At 70.3% G+C, this 17,378-nt stretch carries 18 protein-coding genes and 1 tRNA gene; 14 read left to right on the top strand and 5 right to left on the bottom strand.

The window, feature by feature from the left end:
- Positions 1 to 17: 17 nt before the first annotated feature.
- Both OQ02_RS17100 and OQ02_RS17105 read right to left on the bottom strand, forming a co-directional pair.
- Positions 18 to 569 carry a GNAT family N-acetyltransferase gene (locus OQ02_RS17100; RefSeq protein WP_231500077.1) on the bottom strand — a complete coding sequence of 184 codons (552 nt, stop codon included), beginning with the start codon at positions 567 to 569 and terminating at the stop codon, positions 18 to 20.
- Positions 566 to 1,102, bottom strand: coding sequence for an NUDIX domain-containing protein (locus tag OQ02_RS17105; RefSeq protein ID WP_033439479.1), 537 nt, complete (start codon positions 1,100 to 1,102; stop codon positions 566 to 568). The genes OQ02_RS17100 and OQ02_RS17105 overlap by 4 nt, the downstream gene beginning before the upstream one ends.
- A 93-nt stretch (positions 1,103 to 1,195) precedes the next feature.
- On the opposite strand from OQ02_RS17105, the gene nucS reads away from it, so the two are divergent.
- From nucS to OQ02_RS17140, 8 genes are all read left to right on the top strand, one after another.
- Positions 1,196 to 1,855: an endonuclease NucS gene (gene nucS / locus OQ02_RS17110; RefSeq protein WP_033439426.1), complete on the top strand. Its 660-nt coding sequence runs from the start codon at positions 1,196 to 1,198 to the stop codon at positions 1,853 to 1,855.
- 167 nt (positions 1,856 to 2,022) lie between these two features.
- Positions 2,023 to 2,092: transfer RNA gene (locus OQ02_RS43825), tRNA-OTHER, on the top strand.
- Positions 2,093 to 2,198: 106 nt separating this feature from the next.
- Positions 2,199 to 3,806, top strand: coding sequence for a TROVE domain-containing protein (locus OQ02_RS17115; protein WP_033439427.1), 1,608 nt, complete (start codon positions 2,199 to 2,201; stop codon positions 3,804 to 3,806).
- 114 nt (positions 3,807 to 3,920) lie between these two features.
- Positions 3,921 to 4,331, top strand: a complete 411-nt coding sequence (locus OQ02_RS17120) for a hypothetical protein (protein WP_033439428.1) — start codon at positions 3,921 to 3,923, stop codon at positions 4,329 to 4,331.
- A gap of 160 nt (positions 4,332 to 4,491) precedes the next feature.
- Positions 4,492 to 6,177, top strand: coding sequence for a sodium:solute symporter family protein (locus tag OQ02_RS17125; protein ID WP_033439429.1), 1,686 nt, complete (start codon positions 4,492 to 4,494; stop codon positions 6,175 to 6,177).
- Positions 6,178 to 6,192: 15 nt separating this feature from the next.
- Positions 6,193 to 6,513, top strand: coding sequence for a hypothetical protein (locus tag OQ02_RS17130; protein ID WP_156077100.1), 321 nt, complete (start codon positions 6,193 to 6,195; stop codon positions 6,511 to 6,513).
- Positions 6,514 to 6,763: 250 nt separating this feature from the next.
- Positions 6,764 to 7,759, top strand: a complete 996-nt coding sequence (locus OQ02_RS17135) for a hypothetical protein (protein WP_156077101.1) — start codon at positions 6,764 to 6,766, stop codon at positions 7,757 to 7,759.
- 120 nt (positions 7,760 to 7,879) lie between these two features.
- Positions 7,880 to 9,385 carry an aldehyde dehydrogenase family protein gene (locus tag OQ02_RS17140; protein ID WP_033439431.1) on the top strand — a complete coding sequence of 502 codons (1,506 nt, stop codon included), beginning with the start codon at positions 7,880 to 7,882 and terminating at the stop codon, positions 9,383 to 9,385.
- A gap of 36 nt (positions 9,386 to 9,421) precedes the next feature.
- Here the strand turns inward: OQ02_RS17140 and OQ02_RS17145 are convergent, their stop codons facing one another.
- Positions 9,422 to 10,429 (bottom strand): ABC transporter substrate-binding protein, encoded by a 1,008-nt coding sequence (locus tag OQ02_RS17145; RefSeq protein ID WP_033439432.1) that lies wholly within the window; start codon positions 10,427 to 10,429, stop codon positions 9,422 to 9,424.
- Positions 10,430 to 10,560: 131 nt separating this feature from the next.
- On the opposite strand from OQ02_RS17145, the gene dhaK reads away from it, so the two are divergent.
- The 5 genes from dhaK to OQ02_RS17170 all read left to right on the top strand — a co-directional run bounded on the left by dhaK (position 10,561) and on the right by OQ02_RS17170 (position 15,808).
- Positions 10,561 to 11,562 (top strand): dihydroxyacetone kinase subunit DhaK, encoded by a 1,002-nt coding sequence (gene dhaK / locus OQ02_RS17150; RefSeq protein ID WP_033439481.1) that lies wholly within the window; start codon positions 10,561 to 10,563, stop codon positions 11,560 to 11,562.
- On the top strand, positions 11,562 to 12,191 hold the full coding sequence (dhaL, locus tag OQ02_RS17155; protein WP_033439433.1) for a dihydroxyacetone kinase subunit DhaL: 630 nt from the start codon (positions 11,562 to 11,564) through the stop codon (positions 12,189 to 12,191). Before dhaK ends, dhaL begins: the two co-directional genes overlap by 1 nt.
- On the top strand, positions 12,185 to 12,898 hold the full coding sequence (gene dhaM, locus OQ02_RS17160) for a dihydroxyacetone kinase phosphoryl donor subunit DhaM (protein ID WP_033439434.1): 714 nt from the start codon (positions 12,185 to 12,187) through the stop codon (positions 12,896 to 12,898). Before dhaL ends, dhaM begins: the two co-directional genes overlap by 7 nt.
- A gap of 135 nt (positions 12,899 to 13,033) precedes the next feature.
- Positions 13,034 to 14,812, top strand: a complete 1,779-nt coding sequence (locus OQ02_RS17165) for a 3-hydroxyacyl-CoA dehydrogenase family protein (protein ID WP_033439435.1) — start codon at positions 13,034 to 13,036, stop codon at positions 14,810 to 14,812.
- A gap of 399 nt (positions 14,813 to 15,211) precedes the next feature.
- Entirely contained in the window at positions 15,212 to 15,808 is a 597-nt protein-coding gene (locus OQ02_RS17170; RefSeq protein ID WP_033439482.1) for a DUF3558 family protein, read from the top strand.
- 223 nt (positions 15,809 to 16,031) lie between these two features.
- On the opposite strand, the gene OQ02_RS17175 is transcribed toward OQ02_RS17170, so the two are convergent.
- Both OQ02_RS17175 and OQ02_RS17180 read right to left on the bottom strand, forming a co-directional pair.
- Positions 16,032 to 16,244, bottom strand: coding sequence for an FmdB family zinc ribbon protein (locus tag OQ02_RS17175; protein WP_033439483.1), 213 nt, complete (start codon positions 16,242 to 16,244; stop codon positions 16,032 to 16,034).
- A gap of 5 nt (positions 16,245 to 16,249) precedes the next feature.
- Positions 16,250 to 16,621, bottom strand: coding sequence for a hypothetical protein (locus tag OQ02_RS17180; protein ID WP_156077102.1), 372 nt, complete (start codon positions 16,619 to 16,621; stop codon positions 16,250 to 16,252).
- Between the two features lie 100 nt (positions 16,622 to 16,721).
- Here OQ02_RS17180 and OQ02_RS45785 point away from each other — a divergent pair, with 100 nt between their 5' ends.
- A complete protein-coding gene (locus tag OQ02_RS45785) occupies positions 16,722 to 17,015 on the top strand; it encodes a hypothetical protein (protein ID WP_081915715.1) in 294 nt (97 codons plus the stop codon).
- Positions 17,016 to 17,378: the final 363 nt, after the last annotated feature.

Genomic DNA, 17,378 nt, shown 5'->3' on the forward strand with positions numbered 1-17,378 from the left:
GCTCGTCTTCCGGCGAGCTAGCCCACTCGCTTGTAGAACACGGTCGTCGGGCGCGGCACGCCGCTCGGGTCGGTGGCGTAGTCGGGGATCACGCCGACCTCCGTCCAGCCCGCCCGCCGGTAGAGCGGTTCGGCGCCCGAGCCGGTCTCGGTGTCGAGGACCAGCAGGGTCACACCGCGCTTCACCGCCTCGCCCTCGGCCGCGTCCAGCAGCGCGCGTCCCAGCCCCGCACGCCTGGCGTCACGGTGGACCAGCAGCTTGGCCACCTCGGCGCGGTGCGCGCCGTTGGGCATGGCGGCGAACCGCAGCTGGACGGTGCCGAGCACCCGTTCACCGTCCCGTGCCACCCACATCACGATCGCGCCGTTGGCGACGGGCGCGGCCTGCGCACGCCACCACTTGAGCGCTTCCTCGCGGGACAGCGGGCCGAGGAACCCGACCGACGCGCCGCCCTCGACGACGTCCGCCAGCAGGTCGGTCAACCCGTCCGCGCACGCCAGCACCCCGGCGGACGTCAACTCCACGATCTCGGCGGCCGGCGCCTGCTCGTTCGGCGCCTGCTCGTTCACGGCTGCGCGTTCTCGTGCAGCAGAAGCAGGGTGTAGGCGGCGATCGACTGGGCGTCGGTGATCTCACCCCGCGCGACCATCGCCTCGAACTCCCCCCGCGGGAACCACGCCGAGCGCATGTCCTGCTCCTCCGGCTCCCGCTCGTGGAAGCCCTCGGTCAGCTGGGTGGCCAGGAACACCCGGCCACGCTGGCTCGACATGCCGGGAGCGACGTCGAGCACCCCCAGCTGCACGAACCTGCCCGCCCGCAACCCGGTCTCCTCGCGCAGCTCGCGCTCGGCCAGCGCCGCCGGGTCCAGTTCCGCGCGTTCCGGCGCGGTGCCCTGCGGGAACTCCCAGCGCCGCAGGCCGAGCGGGTAGCGGAACTGCTCGACGAGCCGCAGGCGCTCGCCGTCCATGGGGATCACCAGTGCGAAGTCCGGCTTGTCCACCACGCCGTAGATGCCGGTGGTCCCGTCTGCGCGCCCGATGGCGTCCTCACGGACCACCATCCACTGGTTCGCGTACACCTCACGCGATCCGAGGGTTTCCACGATCACTCTCCCTGTGCCAACGACGACCGGGTGACACGTCGGCCGACGGTACCTGCCGGTGGATCGGGCCCCGCACCCCGTAGCCTGTCCGCCGTGCGCCTCGTCATCGCTCGCTGCAAGGTCGACTACGTCGGACGCCTCACCGCCCATCTGCCGATGGCGCAGCGGCTGCTGCTGATCAAGGCGGACGGCTCGGTGTCGATCCACTCGGACGACCGCGCGTACAAGCCGCTGAACTGGATGAGCCCGCCGTGCTGGCTGATCGAGGACCCGGACATGTGGGTGGTGCAGAACAAGGCGGGCGAGAAGCTGATCATCACGCTGGCCGAGGTCATGCACGACTCCAAGCACGAGCTCGGCCCCGAGCCCGGCCTGGTCAAGGACGGTGTGGAGTCCGACCTCCAGAAGTTGCTGGCCGAGCACGTCACCACGCTCGGCGAGGGCTGGACCCTGGTCCGCCGCGAGTTCCCGACCCCGATCGGCCCGGTCGACCTGATGTGCCGGGACGCGTCCGGCGGTTCGGTCGCGGTGGAGATCAAGCGGCGTGGCGAGATCGACGGCGTGGAACAGCTGACCAGGTACCTGGAACTGCTCAACCGGGACCCGCTGCTCGCGCCGGTGAAGGGCGTGTTCGCGGCGCAGCAGATCAAGCCGCAGGCGCGCACGCTGGCCGAGGACCGCGGCATCCGCTGCGTCGTGCTGGACTACGACGTGCTGCGCGGCATCGAGTCCGACGAGTTCCGGCTGTTCTGAGAACCCCGCTGCTCTGGAACCCGGTGCTCGGAAAACCCGGTTGATCCTGGACCGGCACGCACTAGGCTCGGCCACGCACTCCCGGTGCGATGTCCTGCGGATACTTCCTCACAAGAATTCCCCCGCGGGCCAGGTTTGATCTCGGGAGCCCACAACTTCACACGTGCCCGGTGCGCAGGCGAGGGCTACTTCCTCTCTCAAAGGGGTGACGCGGGTTCGAATCCCGTCACCGGCCCATGGCCGGTGTCGTCCAGCGGCCCAGGACACCATCGTTCCTTCGCCGACTTCGATCTCGGGCACGTGTGGGGCTGTCGTCGCTCCCTCAAGAAGTCGAGGCCGAGCGATGAGCAAGTTCAACTCCTCCCATGTCCGCCCGCTGGTGTCCAGCCCCGTCGTCTCCGAGTCCGTTCCGAGCGGGCTGACCCACGAGGGCGGCGCCGGATACGCGCGCGACCCGAAGTCGGAGCTCTTCCTGCTCGCGGTCACGAACATGGTCGGCGAGAACACCTTCTACGAGACCTCCGACAAGCGGGACGACCGCTACGCCGAGCTCGTGCGCGCCGTGACCATCGCCGATCCCGACTGGACGGCCAGGTTCCTGGCGTGGCTGCGCGGCACGGCGAACATGCGCTCGGCGTCCCTGGTCGGTGCGGCGCACTTCGTCAAGGCCCGCTTGGACGCCGGTGAGCAGGGCATGTCCCGGCAGGTCGTGGACTCGGTGCTCCAGCGTGCCGACGAGCCGGGGGAGTTCATCGCCTGCTGGACCTCGCACCACGGCCGGACGCTGCCGAAGCCGGTCAAGCGCGGCGTGGCGGACGCGGTGCGGCGGCTGTACGACGAGCGGGCGTCGGTGAAGTGGGATTCGGTGGCCCGCGGCTTCCGCTTCGGCGACGTGCTCAACCTCGTGCACCCGACGCCGGTCGACGACAAGCAGGGTGACCTGTTCACCCACGTCCTCGATCGCCGTTACGACAATTCTTCGTCCGTGCCCGCGTCGCTGGACGTGCTGCGCGCACGCGCGGACCTGATGGCGTGGCCGGTGGAGCAGCGGCGCGCGTTGTTCGGGCAGGACCGGGACACGGTCACGTCGACCCTGCGGAACGCGGGCATGACGTGGGAGTCGGCCGCCGGCTGGCTGCAAGGCCCGCTGACCGCCGAGGTGTGGGAGGCACTGGTCCCGTCCATGGGGTACATGGCCCAGTTGCGCAACCTGCGCAACCTCGACGAGGCGGGTGTCTCCGACGAGGTGGCCGCCGAGGTCGCGGCGCGGCTGGCGGACCCGGCGCAGGTGGCGCGGTCCCGCCAGTTGCCGATGCGGTTCCTGTCGGCGTACCGGGCGGCGCCGTCGCTGCGGTGGGCTTGGGCGCTGGAGCAGGCCATCACCCGGTCGCTCGCCAACGTGCCCGCACTGGACGGCCGGACGCTGATCCTGGTGGACACGTCCAGCTCCATGCAGGCGTCGTTCAGCAGGGACGGTTCGCTGATGCGCTGGGACGCGGCGGCGGTGTTCGGCATCGCCCTCGGTTCCCGGTGCGCGGAGGCCGACGTGGTGTCGTTCAGCTCCGCGCAGTACTACTCCAGCGACCCGCCCGGTCCGCGGACGATGGTGTTCCCCGTCAAGGGCGGGGAGTCGTTGCTGCGGTCGGTCGACCGCTGGAAGACCGACGGCTACTTCCTCGGCGGCGGGACCGACACGGCCGGTGCGCTGCGCCGGCACTTCGCCGGTCACGACCGCGTGGTGATCCTGACCGACGAGCAGTCCTCCGAGGGTGACGTGCACCGGGCGTTGCCCGAGCACGTGCCGATGTACACGTGGAACCTGGCCGGCTACCGGCACGGCCACGCGCCGAGCGGCGGACGTGACCGGCACGCGTTCGGCGGGCTGACCGACGAGGCGTTCCGGATGATCCCGCTGCTCGAGAGCGGCCGGAACGCGGTCTGGCCGTTCTGAGCGCGGCTCCCACCGGTCCGCGGAAGTGCGGACCGGTGGGGCCCGTTCGGCCGCGTGGCAGGGCGGATTCGGCGATATACGCTGACTTCCCCGTCGACCGGCCCTGGAGGCGCGGTGCGAAGACCCGGTGCACTGGTCCTGCTCGTCGCCCTGGCCCTGGCGGGCTGCTCCCCGGCGTTGACCGGCGGCGCCGGGGGCGATCCCGTTCCGCTGCCCGCCGTCGCGGTGTACAGCTCCACTTCCGCCGCTCCTCCGGCCGCACGTCTCGCGGCCCAGCCGCTCGCCGGTCACGCCGGCGGGGACGTCCGGATCAGCGGCGCGGGTTATCCGGCGCACGGGCGGGTCCTGTTCACCTTCCACGGCCGCCTGGTCGGCGAGACCACGGCGGACGCCGCCGGCGGCTTCGCCGGGATCACGGTCCGCGTGCCCGACTCGTTCGGCGATTCCGCCCCGGGCACCCAGTTCACCATCGGCGCGACCTCCGGGCCGGTCTACGCCGAGACGCCGTTCGTCCTCACCCGTTAGCGCCGCCCACCCGCCGCCTCCGCGCGAGGTTTAGCGGTGGGTAGTTCAATCCGGCGGGTCGTGGCGAGGTGCATTACCGTCGGCATGATCGGCTGTGCGGTAGTGATCGATGGTGTTCGACGGTGTCGGAGACGGCGGTTGATCGGGGAGGTGGGCGAAGGTGCCCGTGCTGGCCCAGGCGGATCTCAGGCTCGACGCCGGTCCGTTGGACTACACCCTGTTGGCGATCTACTTCGTGTTCGTGCTCGGCATCGGCTTCCTGGCCCGCAGATCGGTCTCGTCGAGCCTGGACTTCCTGCTCTCCGGCCGTTCGCTGCCCGCGTGGGTGACGGGCCTGGCGTTCATCTCCGCCAACCTCGGCGCGATCGAACTGCTCGGCATGGCGGCCAACGGCGCGCAGTACGGCATGGCGACCGTGCACTACTACTGGATCGGCGCGATCCCGGCCATGGTCTTCCTCGGCCTGGTGATGATGCCGTTCTACTACGGCTCCAAGGTCCGCAGCGTCCCCGAGTTCCTGCGCCGCCGCTTCGGCAAGGGCGCGCACCTGGTCAACGCGATCAGCTTCGCCGCCGCCCAGGTGCTGATCGCGGGCGTCAACCTGTACGCGCTGGCGTTCCTGCTGAACCTCATGCTCGGCTGGCCGATCCCGCTGTCCGTGGTCATCGCGGCGGCGATCGTGCTCACCTACACGGCCCTCGGCGGCCTGTCGGCGGCGATCTACAACGAGGTGCTCCAGTTCTTCGTGATCGTCGCCGCGCTGCTGCCGCTGACCATCGTCGGCCTGCACAAGGTCGGCGGCTGGGACGGCCTGGTGGCACGGGTGACCGGCGGTCCGGGCGGTGCCGAGCAGCTGTCCGCGTGGCCGGCGACGGAGCTGACCGGCATCCAGAACCCGGTGCTGAGCGTCATCGGCATCGTCTTCGGCCTGGGGTTCGTGCTGTCGTTCGGCTATTGGACGACGAACTTCGCGGAGGTGCAGCGCGCGCTGTCGGCCAAGAGCATGTCGGCTGCCCGGCGCACGCCGATCATCGGCGCCTACCCCAAGATGCTGATCCCGTTCGTGATCATCATCCCGGGCATCATCGCGGCACTGGTCGTGCCGGAGATGGTGGCGCTCAAGGCGGGCGACGACTCGGGCGGGGTCACCTACAACAACGCGCTGCCCGCGCTGATCGGCGACCTGCTGCCGAACGGCATGCTGGGCGTCGCGATCACGGGTCTGATGGCGTCGTTCATGGCGGGTGTCGCGGCGAACGTGTCCAGCTTCAACACCGTGTTCACGTACGACCTGTGGCAGGACTACGTCCGCAAGGACCGCCCGGACGAGTACTACCTCCGGGTCGGCCGGCTGGCCACGATCGGCGGCACGGTGGTCGCCATCGGCACCGCCTTCCTGGCGGCCGGCTACGGCAACATCATGGACTACATCCAGGCGCTGTTCTCGTTCTTCAACGCGCCGCTGTTCGCCACGTTCATCCTGGCCATGTTCTGGAAGCGGATGTCGGCGGCGGCAGGTTGGTCCGGTCTGGTCGCGGGCACGATCGCGGCGGTCGGGGTGTTCGTGCTGGCGGAGACGGGCGTGCTCGACCTGCCGGGCCAGGGTGCCAGCTTCCTCGGCGCGGGGGTGGCGTTCGTGGTCGACATCGTGGTCAGCGTGGTCGTGACGTCGTTCACCCGGCCGGTGCCGGAGGAACGGCTGGTCGGGCTGGTCTACAGCCTGACGCCCAAGTCGGACCGGGTGCACTCCACCACCGGCGATGACGCCGGGTGGTACCGGTCGCCGCTGCTGCTGGGCATCGGCGTGCTGGTGCTGACCTTCGTGCTCAACATCATCTTCGGCTGAGGGAGGTAGGTCGTCATGGCGCAGAAGGCCGGTCTGTTCGACCTGCGGCTGGTGATCGCGATGCTCTTCGCCATCTTCGGGGTGGTGCTGCTGGTGGTCGGTCTCGGGTTCACCGAGGAGGCCGACCTGGCGAAGGCGGACGGGCTCAACATCAACCTGTGGTCCGGGGTGGGGATGGTCGTGCTGTCGGCGCTGTTCGCCGGGTGGGCCGCGTTGCGGCCGGTGATCGTGCCCGACCCCGGTGGGCCGGGCACGGTGGGTCCTGGCCCTGGCGGACCGGGCACCGTGGGTCCGGCCACCGGTGGGCCGGGCACTGCCGGTCCGGGGACCGGGTGAACGAGTCGGGGGCTCAGCGCCCGGGGTAGACCGGGTTGAACGCCTCGACGGTCCAGGTGTCGAGCCACTGGACGGCGCGTCGGATGCGGGTGCGCATGCGTTGCTCCTCTCGTCGGTTCCACCGACGTCGGTTCCATCGGGTTCACCAGGTTCAGCGCGTCGATGTTCTGAATCGTTCCCGAACGCCGCCGTGAGGGCGAACACAGGGTTCCCGCCCCGAATGGCGCAGTCGGTCGCTACCGTGCACGTCGTGCACCGTCTCGTCGCCGTCCTCAGCGCGATCCTCCTCCTGGCCGGCTGCGCCGGGACGGATCTGGCCAAGCAGAGGTTCCCGCGCACCACCATCCCGGCGAACGCGGAGAACGTGTCCGACCCGACCGGGACGACCCGCAGCACGCCGGCGCCCGACGGGGAAGCGGTCGAACCGGCGTTCGCGCCGGACAAGATGCGCCTGATCGACCCCTGCGAACTGCTGGACGAGGAGGTGCTGAAGCAGTTCGGCACGCCCGGCGAGCGGTCCGGCAGCGGGTTCAGCAGGTGCTCGAACTTCATGAAGGACAAGGCGGACAAGGACCTCGCGGTCACCGTCGAACTCGGGCAGACCATGACGTCCGAGCTGAAGAACGCCGACAAGCAGCTCGCCGGCCTGCGCAGCTACGAGCAGACGCTGGAGAACAGCGCCTGCTTCGTCTCGGTGATCACCCAGGAGAAGCCGGGCCTGGGCATCACCGTGCAGATCGGCTACGAGGACGGCGACGCCTGCGCGCCCGGACGGGTGGTCGCGGAGTCGGTGGTCAAGCGGATCAGGCAAGACGCGCCGACCCGGACGCCGGTCAAGGGCTCGCTGATCACGCTGGAGCCGTGCACCCTGCCCGACCCGGCGGCGATCGAGGCGGCGGCGGGCGCCGACCGCCGCGTGTACCCGTACGGCCTGCACAACTGCTCGTGGGTGGGTGACGACCGCGAGCTGACGGTGGACTTCCGCGCCACGTTCGTCCCGCGCGACCGCGACTTCGACGACAAGCAGGTGGAGGTCGACCTGGGTGGCGGGGTGACCGGCTACCAGGTGGACAGCGTCACGGCGTTCCCGTCGTGCGAGGTCAAGTGGGTGCAGCTCGTCGGTGAGGAGAACGAGGGCGAGGTGGTCGAGGTGAAGTCCGCCGGGCCGAAGGAGTCGCAGTTCGACCGGTGCGCCACCGCGGTCGCGTTCGCCAAGACCTTGGTGGCGAAGATCCCGAAGGCCTGATTGGGGCGTTGACGGGTCGGTGGCGGGTGGTGTGGGCTCGACGATGGGGGCTGACACCGCCCGGAGTTGCCCGTTACTGTCGAGTAACACCCGCGTTCGTGCACGTGCTTGGAGGGCCCGATGACGCAGACCGCTCCTACCACTCCGGCGCGGGCCGAGGACGAGGGGCGGGAGTTCGCGTCGCTCGACCCCCGCACCGGTGAAGTCGTCGGCCGGCACCCCGTGGCGTCGGAGGACGACGTCCGCGAGGCCGTGCGGCTGGCGCGCGAGGCGTCCGAGTTCTGGTCGGAGCTGGGCTTCGACGGGCGGCGGACCAGGCTGGACGCCTGGCGGAAGCTGCTGGTCAAACGGCTGGACGAGTTCCAGGTGTTGATCAGCGCGGAGACCGGCAAGTCCGCGGACGACGCGCGGACCGAGTTGGCGCTGCTCATCGACCACCTGCACTGGGCGGCCAGGCGCGCGGGCAAGGTGCTGGGCAAGCGCAAGGTCTCGCCCGGCATGCTCATGTACAACCACGCGGCGTCCCTGGAGTACCGGCCGCTGGGTGTGGTCGGGGTGATCGGGCCGTGGAACTACCCGGCGTTCACGCCCATGGGCTCGATCGCCTACGCGTTGGCCGCCGGTAACGCGGTGGTGTTCAAGCCGTCCGAGTTCACGCCGGGGGTCGGCGTCTTCCTGGCGTCCACGTTCGGGGAAGTCGTGCCCGAGTTCCCGGTGTTCCAGGCCGTGACCGGGTTCGGCGCCACGGGTGCGGCGTTGTGCGCTTCCGGCGTCGACAAGCTGGCGTTCACCGGGTCCACGCCGACCGGCAAGAAGGTCATGGCGGCTTGCGCCGCGTCGTTGACGCCGGTCTTGCTGGAGTGCGGCGGCAAGGACCCGATGATCGTGGCCGAGGACGCCGACGTGACGGCGGCGGCCGACGGCGCGGTGTGGGGTGGCATCTTCAACGCCGGGCAGACCTGCGCCGGGGTCGAGCGGGTGTACGTGGCCGACGCGGTGTACGACGAGTTCGTTCGGTTGGTGACGGAGAAGGCGTCGAAGCTGAAGCCGGGTGGGCAGGCGAACGCCGACTTCGGGCCGATCACCATGCCGGCGCAGGTGGGGATCATCCAGTCGCACGTCGAGGACGCGTTGGAGCGCGGTGCGCGGGCGGTCGTCGGCGGGCTGGAGTCGATCCGGGCGCCGTACGTCGAGCCGGTGGTGCTGGTGGACGTCCCGGCCGACGCCAAGGCGGCGGTGGAGGAGACGTTCGGGCCGACGTTGGTGATCAACCGGGTCGCGGACGCGGACGAGGCGGTGCGGCAGGCCAACTCGCTGGCCTACGGGTTGGGTGCGTCGGTCTTCTCCCGGAACCGGGGTGAAGAGCTGGCCGGCAGGCTGCGGTGCGGGATGGTGTCGGTGAACTCCGTGCTGGCCTACGCGTCGGTGCCCGGCTTGCCGTTCGGCGGGGTCGGGGATTCCGGGTTCGGCCGGGTGCACGGTGACGACGGGCTGCGGGAGTTCACGTACGCCCACGCCGTCACGAGGAAGCGGTTCGGTGCGTTGCTCAACCCGATGACCTACGAGCGCGGTTCCCGGACCATCCGGCGGGTGCTGCGGATGGTCCGGGTGCTGTACGGGCGGTAGGCGGGCCGGGCGCGATCCCCGTCCCGCCCACCGGGATCAGGTGGTCGTGAGGATCTGCTCCAGGTCGCCCAGGACCTCTTCGGCGGCCAGGACGCCGAGACCCAGGAACCAGGTCTCGTCGCTGACGGGCTTGGCGTGGCCCGCCTTGACGGCGTCGAGGGTCTGCCAGAGCGGGCCGCCGAGGACCTGCTGCTGGGCGGTCTTGGTCTGGTCGCCGTAGGTGCCGATGAGGATCCAGTCGCCGTCGGCCTGGCTGATCTGCTCGGAGCTGACCTCCACCGCGAGGTCGTCCGCCTGGCTCGCCGCGGGCTGCGGGATGCCCGCGTCGATCAGGATGGTGCCGATGAACGACTTCTTGGCGTAGAGCCTCGTCTTGCCCGGCATGAAGCGGAGCATGGTGACGGTGGGGCGCTTGCCCGCCTTGCGCTCGACGTCCTCGCCGACCCGCTTGGCGTGCGCCTCGTAGTCGCCGATGAGCTTCTCGGCCTCGGCCACGCGGTCCAGCGCCGCCGCGTTGAGGCGGAAGTTCTCCTTCCAGGTGTAACCCGGGCGGACGGCGAAGACGGTCGGGGCGATCTCGGACAGCTTCGGGTACTGCTGCTCGGCGCGCAGCTGCGAGCCGATGATCAGGTCCGGCTGGAGCTTGGCGATCGTTTCCAGGTTGAGGCTGGTGATGCCGCCGACGTTCTCGGGGGTGCCCGCCTTGTCGCCGACGTAGGTCGGCATCGTGGGCGCGCCGTCGGGGTAGGCGACGCCGACCGGCTTGATGCCCAGCGCGACCACGTTGTCGAGCTCGCCGCCGTCGAGGACGATCACCCGTTCGGGGCGTTTCTCGATGACCGTCTCACCCATCGCGTGCTTGATCGTGCGGGGGAACCGGCCCGGTTGGGCGTCGGTGCCGAAGCCGGAGCTCTTCTGCCCGGCCTGGCCGAACTCCGCGCCGCCCTGGGCCACTGCGGGCTTGTCGGCGGGCGTCTCGGTCTGGCCGCACGCGGCGAGGGTGAGTGCGGCGACGAGCAGGGCCGCGATCCTGGTGATTGCCACTCTGGGGGTTTCCTCTGCTACTCCAGGTCACTGACCTGCTGTTCTTAGGGCAGCCTCACCGTAGCTCCCGCTTTCCGGGCCGCTTCCGGTGGAGTAGTAATGGGGTGATCAGCGTCGATCGGGAGGTCACCGTGAAGAAGATCATCAACGATCCGGCGACAGTGGTGGTGGACGCGTTGCGCGGGATGGCGCTCGCGCACGCGGACCTCCTGGAGGTCCAGTACGACCCGGCGGTGGTGGTCCGGGCGGACGCCCCGGTGCCGCGCAAGGTCGCCCTGATCTCCGGTGGCGGGTCGGGGCACGAGCCGTTGCACGGTGGGTTCGTCGGGCGGGGGATGCTCGACGCGGCCTGCCCCGGCGCTGTGTTCACGTCGCCCACGCCGGACCAGGTCGCGGCGGCCGTGACCCGCACCGACGGCGGCGCGGGGGCGTTGCTGGTCGTGAAGAACTACACCGGTGACGTGCTGAACTTCGAGACCGCCGCCGAGCTGGCCGCCGCCGACGGGGTGGACGTCCGGACGGTCGTGATCGACGACGACGTCGCGGTCAAGGACTCGCTCTTCACGGCCGGTCGGCGCGGTGTGGGCGGGACCGTCCTGCTGGAGAAGATCGTCGGTGCCGCGGCCGAGCGCGGGGTCGACCTCGACGGCTGCGAGGCGTTGGCGCGGCGAGTGGTCGCGCAGGTCCGGTCGATGGGGTTGGCGCTGGAGGCGTGCACCGTGCCGCACGCGGGAGAACCGTCGTTCACGCTCGCCGACGACGAGATGGAGCTGGGGATCGGCATCCACGGCGAGCCCGGCCGTCAACGGGTGAAGGTGGGGTCCGCCGAGGAGCTGGTGACCGCGCTGCTCGACCCGATCCTGGAAGACCTGCCGTTCGGCGACGGTGACCGGGTCCTGCTGTTCACCAACGGGATGGGCGGGACGCCGCTGATCGAGTTGTACCTGGCGCACGGGATCGCGGAACGGCTTCTCGCGGAGCGGGGGATCACGGTGGAGCGGCGGTTGGTCGGGCCTTACATCACCAGCCTGGAGATGCAGGGCATGAGCCTGACGCTGCTGAAGCTGGACGACGAGATGGTCGAGCTGTGGGACGCGCCCGTGCACACCCCGGCGCTGCGGTGGGGTGTCTGATGGACTGCACGGCGGAGTCCGTCGCGGAGGCGATGCGGGCGGTGGCCGCGGTCGTGGTCGAGCACCGGGACGAGCTGCTGCGGTTGGACCGGGCGATCGGCGACGGCGACCACGGCGAGAACATGGCCCGCGGGTTCACCGCGTTGGTGTCCAAACTGGACGGTCAGGTGCCCGCGTCGCCGGGCGGGGTGCTGAGGTTGGTGGCGACGACCCTGATCTCCACGGTGGGCGGCGCGGCCGGACCGTTGTACGGGACCGCGTTCCTGCGCGCGGCCACGTCGGTCGGTGACGTTGCCTCGATGGACGGTCCTGTTGTGGCGGCGGCGTTGCGGGCCGCTCTTGACGGCGTCGTGGCGCGGGGCAAGGCGGAGGTGGGGGACAAGACGATGGTGGACGCCCTCACACCCGCGGTGGCGGCTGCGGAGTCCGTGGCGGCCAACGGGGGCGGGGTGGCCGAGGTGTTGTCGGCGGCGGCCGACGCGGCGGAGCTGGGAGCCGATTCGACCGTGCCGCTGGTGGCCCGCAAGGGGCGTGCGTCGTACCTGGGTGAGCGCAGCGCCGGTCACCTCGATCCGGGGGCGCGCTCGACGTCGTTGCTGCTGCGGACGTTCGCCGGACGTGCGTGGTGATCGGGCTGGTGGTGGTGTCGCACAGCCGGCAGTTGGCGTTGGGCGTGGCCGAGCTGGCCGGGCAGATGGCGCCCTCCGTCAGGATCGTGCCGTCTGGCGGGGACGGGTCGGGTGGGTTGGGCACCGACTACGAGGCGGTCGGCGAGGCCATTTCCCAGGCTGACTCGGGTGCGGGCGTGGTGGTGTTGTTCGACCTCGGCAGCGCGAAGATGGTGGCCGACATGGCGGCTGAGGAGGCGGCCGGGTCGGTGGTCGTCGTGGACGCGCCGTTGGTCGAGGGCGCGGTGGCCGCCGCCGTTCGGGCGGAGGGCGGGGCGGGGCTGTCCGAGGTGGCCGCGGCTGCTGTTTCGGCTGGAGGGTCTACGGCTGGTGGGTCTCCGGCCGGTGGGTCTGCTCCGGCTGATGGGTCTGCTGCTTCGGGATCGGCCGAAGTGGGTGGGGATGTCGTGCGGGCGGAGGTCTCGCTGACGAACTCCGTCGGGCTGCACGCCCGGCCGGCGGCGTTGGTGGCGCGGGCGTTGGCCCCGTTGGACGCCGCGGTGGTGGTGCGGTTCGGGGACGAGGAGGCGGACGCCAAGAGCGTGTTGGCGTTGATGGGGTTGGGCGCGCCCGGTGGTGCGCGGATCAAGGTCGTCGCGAGTGGTGCCGATGCGGCGGAGGCCGTGCGGCGGGTGGAGGACCTCGCGGAGCGCCAATTCGACGAATGAGCTGGTGGGGACGTCCCTGGACCGATTACTTGCACGATACCGATGGTGAAGCTCACGCGAACGACGCGTGACGACCGTGGGATAGTCGCGGCAAGTTACCGTCCGGTAGCCACTCCGCTGAGTGGGAGGTAAACAGTGACGCGCCAGTTCAACACGGTCGGCATCGTCGGTCTCGGCACGATGGGCGCCGGTATCGCCGAAGTCCTCGCCCGGACCGGCGTCACTGTCGTGGCGGTGGACGTGGACGAGACCGCCCTGGACCGCGGTCGCGGTCACCTGACCCACTCGACGGACCGCGCCGTGGCGGGCGGGAAGCTGACTTCGGCCGACCGGGACGCCACGCTGGCGCGCATCTCGTACGCCACGTCGCTGGACGCGCTGGCCGGCGCGGACCTCGTGATCGAGGCGGTGCCGGAGCGGATCGAGCTCAAGGCCGAGGTGTTCGCCGAGCTGGACCGGATCTGCGGCCCGGACACGGTGTTCGCGTCCAACACGTCGTCGCTGTCGATCACCGAGATCGGTGTCCACACCGGACGGCCGGGCAAGGTCGTCGGGATGCACTTCTTCAACCCCACGCCGGTGTTGAAGCTGGTCGAGGTGATCCGGACGGTCGTCACCGAGCCGGACGTGGTGACCGACGTGGTCGCGTTCGTCGAAGGGCTGGGCAAGGCGCCGGTCGTGATCGGGGACCGGGCCGGGTTCATCGCCAACGCCCTGCTGTTCGGGTACCTGAACCACGCGGTCCGGATGTACGAATCCCGTTACGCGACAAGGGAAGACCTCGACGCCGCCATGCGGTACGGCTGCGGCTACCCGATGGGGCCGTTGGCGCTGCTCGACCTGATCGGGCTGGACACCGCCTACGAAATCCTCGACACGATGTACCACCAGTCGCGCAATCGCCTGCACGCCCCGGCGCCGTTGCTGAAGCAGATGATCACGGCGGGTCTGCTGGGTCGGAAGAGCGGGCGGGGTTTCTACACGTACGACGGGCCGGACTCGCCGGTGGTCGTGCCGGACGTGCAAACGCCGGTGGAGGCCGCGGACGGCGTGGCGGCTCGGGAGGTCCAGCGGGTCGGGGTGATCGGCACCGGGACCATGGCCACCGGCATCGTCGAGGTGTTCGCCAAGCGCGGGTACGACGTGGTGCTGCGGGCGAGGTCGTCGGAGAAGGCCGCCGCCGCCGTGGCCAAGGTCGGAAAGTCGCTGGAGAAGGCCGTGTCGCGTGGGAAGCTCTCCGCGGCTGATCGGGACGCGGCCCTGGCCCGCGTCACGCCCGCCGTCGAGTTCACGGACCTGGCCGACTGCGACCTGGTGGTCGAGGCGGTGGCCGAGGAGCTGTCGGTCAAGAAGGCCGTGTTCGAGGCGCTGGACGAGGTGTGCAAGCCGGGTGCCGTGCTGGCGACCACGACGTCGTCGCTGCCGGTGATCGAATGCGCCGCCGCCACCGCGCGGCCCGGTGACGTCGTCGGCCTGCACTTCTTCAACCCGGCCCAGGTGATGAAGCTCGTCGAGGTGGTGGAGACGATCTCGACGTCGGCGGACGTCGTGGCCACCGCCCGGCGGGTGTGCCTGGACTTGGGCAAGGTGCCGGTGCACTGCGGCGACCGGGCCGGGTTCATCGTGAACGCGCTGCTGTTCCCGTACCTGAACGACGCGGTGAAGATGCTGGAGGCGCACTACGCGGTGGCCGACGACATCGACAAGGCGATGAAGGTCGGCTGCTCGCTGCCGATGGGGCCGTTCGAGCTGCTGGACGTGGTGGGGCTGGACGTGTCGCTGGCCATCGAGCGGACGCTCTACCTGGAGTTCCGCGAAGCCGGCTTCGCCCCCGCGCCGTTGTTGGAACACCTGGTGACGGCCGGGCGCCTCGGCCGCAAGACAGGCAAGGGCTTCCGCGACTACTCGGGTTGACAGTCGGTCTGACACTCGGGATGAGGGTCGGGTTGATACTCGGGATGAAGGTCGGACTGGCGGTCGGTTTGGTTCGGCCTGGGTCTGCCCGGTGGGCGGCCTGGGGCGGCCCGACGGTTCGGCCTGGTTCGGCCCGACAGTTCGGCCTGGCGGATCGGTCTGGTTCGGCCCGGCATTCCGCCTGAGTCGGCCCGGCGGTTCGGCTTGGGTTCGCCTGGGTCGGCCTGGCGGGTCGGCCTGGGTCCGCTTGGCGGTTCGGCTTGGGTCGGCCTGGCGGTCGGTCTGGGGTCGGTCTAGCGGTCGCTCTGAGTGGGCTTGGCGGTCGGCTTGAGTCAGTCTGGCGGTCGGTTACGCGGCCTGATGGAGTGACGTGAATTGGCGTTTGGCATCGTGGGCACCATGCGGCGTGTGGTGATCTCGCTCCTGGTGGTGGCGTTCGGTCTGACGAGCGCTTGCGCGTACACGGTCAACGGGACCCCGGTGGCGGAACAGGTGCTCGACGTGGACCCACCGTTCACCTCGACGAAACCCACGCCGACGGGGTCCGGCAAGTCGTCCACCAAGCCGTCGCCTTCGGGCGAGCCGTCGGCGGTGGGGGACATCTGCGCGTTGATCGGGTGGAAGGACTTGCCCTACGACGTGCCGGACAAGGGTGCTAAGCCCACCGACACGGGGTACGACACGTCGTTCGACCAGTCGTGCAAGTGGCAGACGTCGGTCGACTCGCTGGACGTGGGCGTGACGCTCAGGTTCCGCGAGGGGAAGGCGATCACGCTGGAGCAGAGCAACGGCGAGTTCGACTTGGCGGACCGGAAGGTGAAGTACTTCGACCGGACCACGGACACGTCGGTGCAGCCGTCCTGCGTGCTGGTGATGGATTACGCGGGTGGTGGCATCGGCATCATCGTGATCGACGGGTCGGCCCGGTTCGGCGCCATCTGCGACCAGGGCAAGAAGGTGGCCGAGGCGCTGTTGGCCAAGGAGCCCACTCCCTGATCACGCGGGTGCCCCGCACCCAAGCTTGTCGCCGACGATCGTCGAGCCGACCGACGACACGTCATACCCACACGCCACACCTCGAGCAGGGCTGAGCGACCGCGGGACTTATAACAGCGAGCCGCCGCCTACCGCACCCAACCGTGGCTGTGAGGCGGTTGGCCCGACAGCTCGGACAGGCCTGATGCGGCCTTGGGTCCGTGGGTCCGCGGGATGGCTCGGGTCAGCCGCAGCAGCCGCCGCCGCAGCACCCGCCGCCACCGTTACCGCCGCCGGCGGGTGCGTTGGCCTTGCCACCGAGGCCGACCATGGACAGCAGCTTCACGGTGTCGTCGTGGCCGTTCGGGCACGGCGCGGGGGCGGAGGCTTCGCTCATCGACCGCTTCACGTCGAAGGTCGACCCGCACGCCTTGCAACGGAACTCGTAGGTGGGCACGTCCCTCATTCTCCCCGCCGTCGCGGCACGAGCACCAGCAAGGGCACCCCAACAGCGGACACCGCCGCGAGCAGGGTCAGCAACGGCAGGTCGTGCACCCACCCCAGTCCCACAGCGGCCACGTGGGTGCCGGTGAACGTCGCCACCCACGTCCGCGCCTTCGGCCGCAGCCACACCGGCGCCAGTGCGGACGCTGCTGTGACCAGCATCATCATCGTCGTGCCGAGCAGCACGCCCTGCCGGAGCCCGACCGGTTGCCCGACCGGCACGTCGTCTTCGTGGATCGTCGGTCGGACCCGACCACCAGGCGGGAAGTCCGCCCCCGTCGGCGGGTCGATCAGCAGCCCACGCACCATCGGCAGGAGCGTTACGGCCATCTCGACGATCAATAGCAGGGTTAATATGACCCTTTGCCACTTGCTCACCCCGTGGACCGTAGGCGATCACCCACGGCAAGCCCGGATACCCTGCCTCCCCGTGCCCCGCCGTAACCGCCCGCACCGCCCCGAACAGCCGTCACCGATCGGTGGGCATGGCTGGGCGCGCTCGGAGGACGGCCCGGACGGCGAGTGGCTGGTGCGCACCGTCTCCGGTGCCGCCACCACCAAGACCTACCGCTGCCCGGGTTGCGACCACGAGATCCGCCCAGGCACGGCCCACGTAGTCGCCTGGCCCGCCGCCGACTACGGCTCCGTAGAAGACCGCCGCCACTGGCACCAGGCCTGCTGGTCGTCACGCGGCCGAAGAGGCCCCACGTCCCGCCGTTGGTGACGCTGTGTGCCCGCCGGTCAGGCGGTGGGACGGTGCAGCGGTGCAAGCGGTGCATCGGCGGGACCGCCTGAGCCCGACCGGGCCCCAAGCCCGGCCGAGCCCAAGCCCGGCCGAGCCCAAGCCCGGCCGAGCCCAAGCCCGGCCGAGCCCAAGCCCGGCCGAGCCCAAGCCGCCCGTTGGCCCGGTGGCCCGGTGGTGCCGTGCCTGATGGACAGGGTGGCCTGGTGCCGCCCAACTGTGCGTGCGCAGCCAAGCGTGCCCAGGTGGTTGGTGTCTGGTGGTCCGGCGTGCTTCCCGACCGTCTTCAGCCTGTCTCTTATACACATCTGACGCTGCCGACGACTCCTTACGTGTAGATTTCGG

This window comes from Saccharothrix sp. NRRL B-16314, from assembly GCF_000716595.1.
GTDB lineage: Bacteria > Actinomycetota > Actinomycetes > Mycobacteriales > Pseudonocardiaceae > Actinosynnema.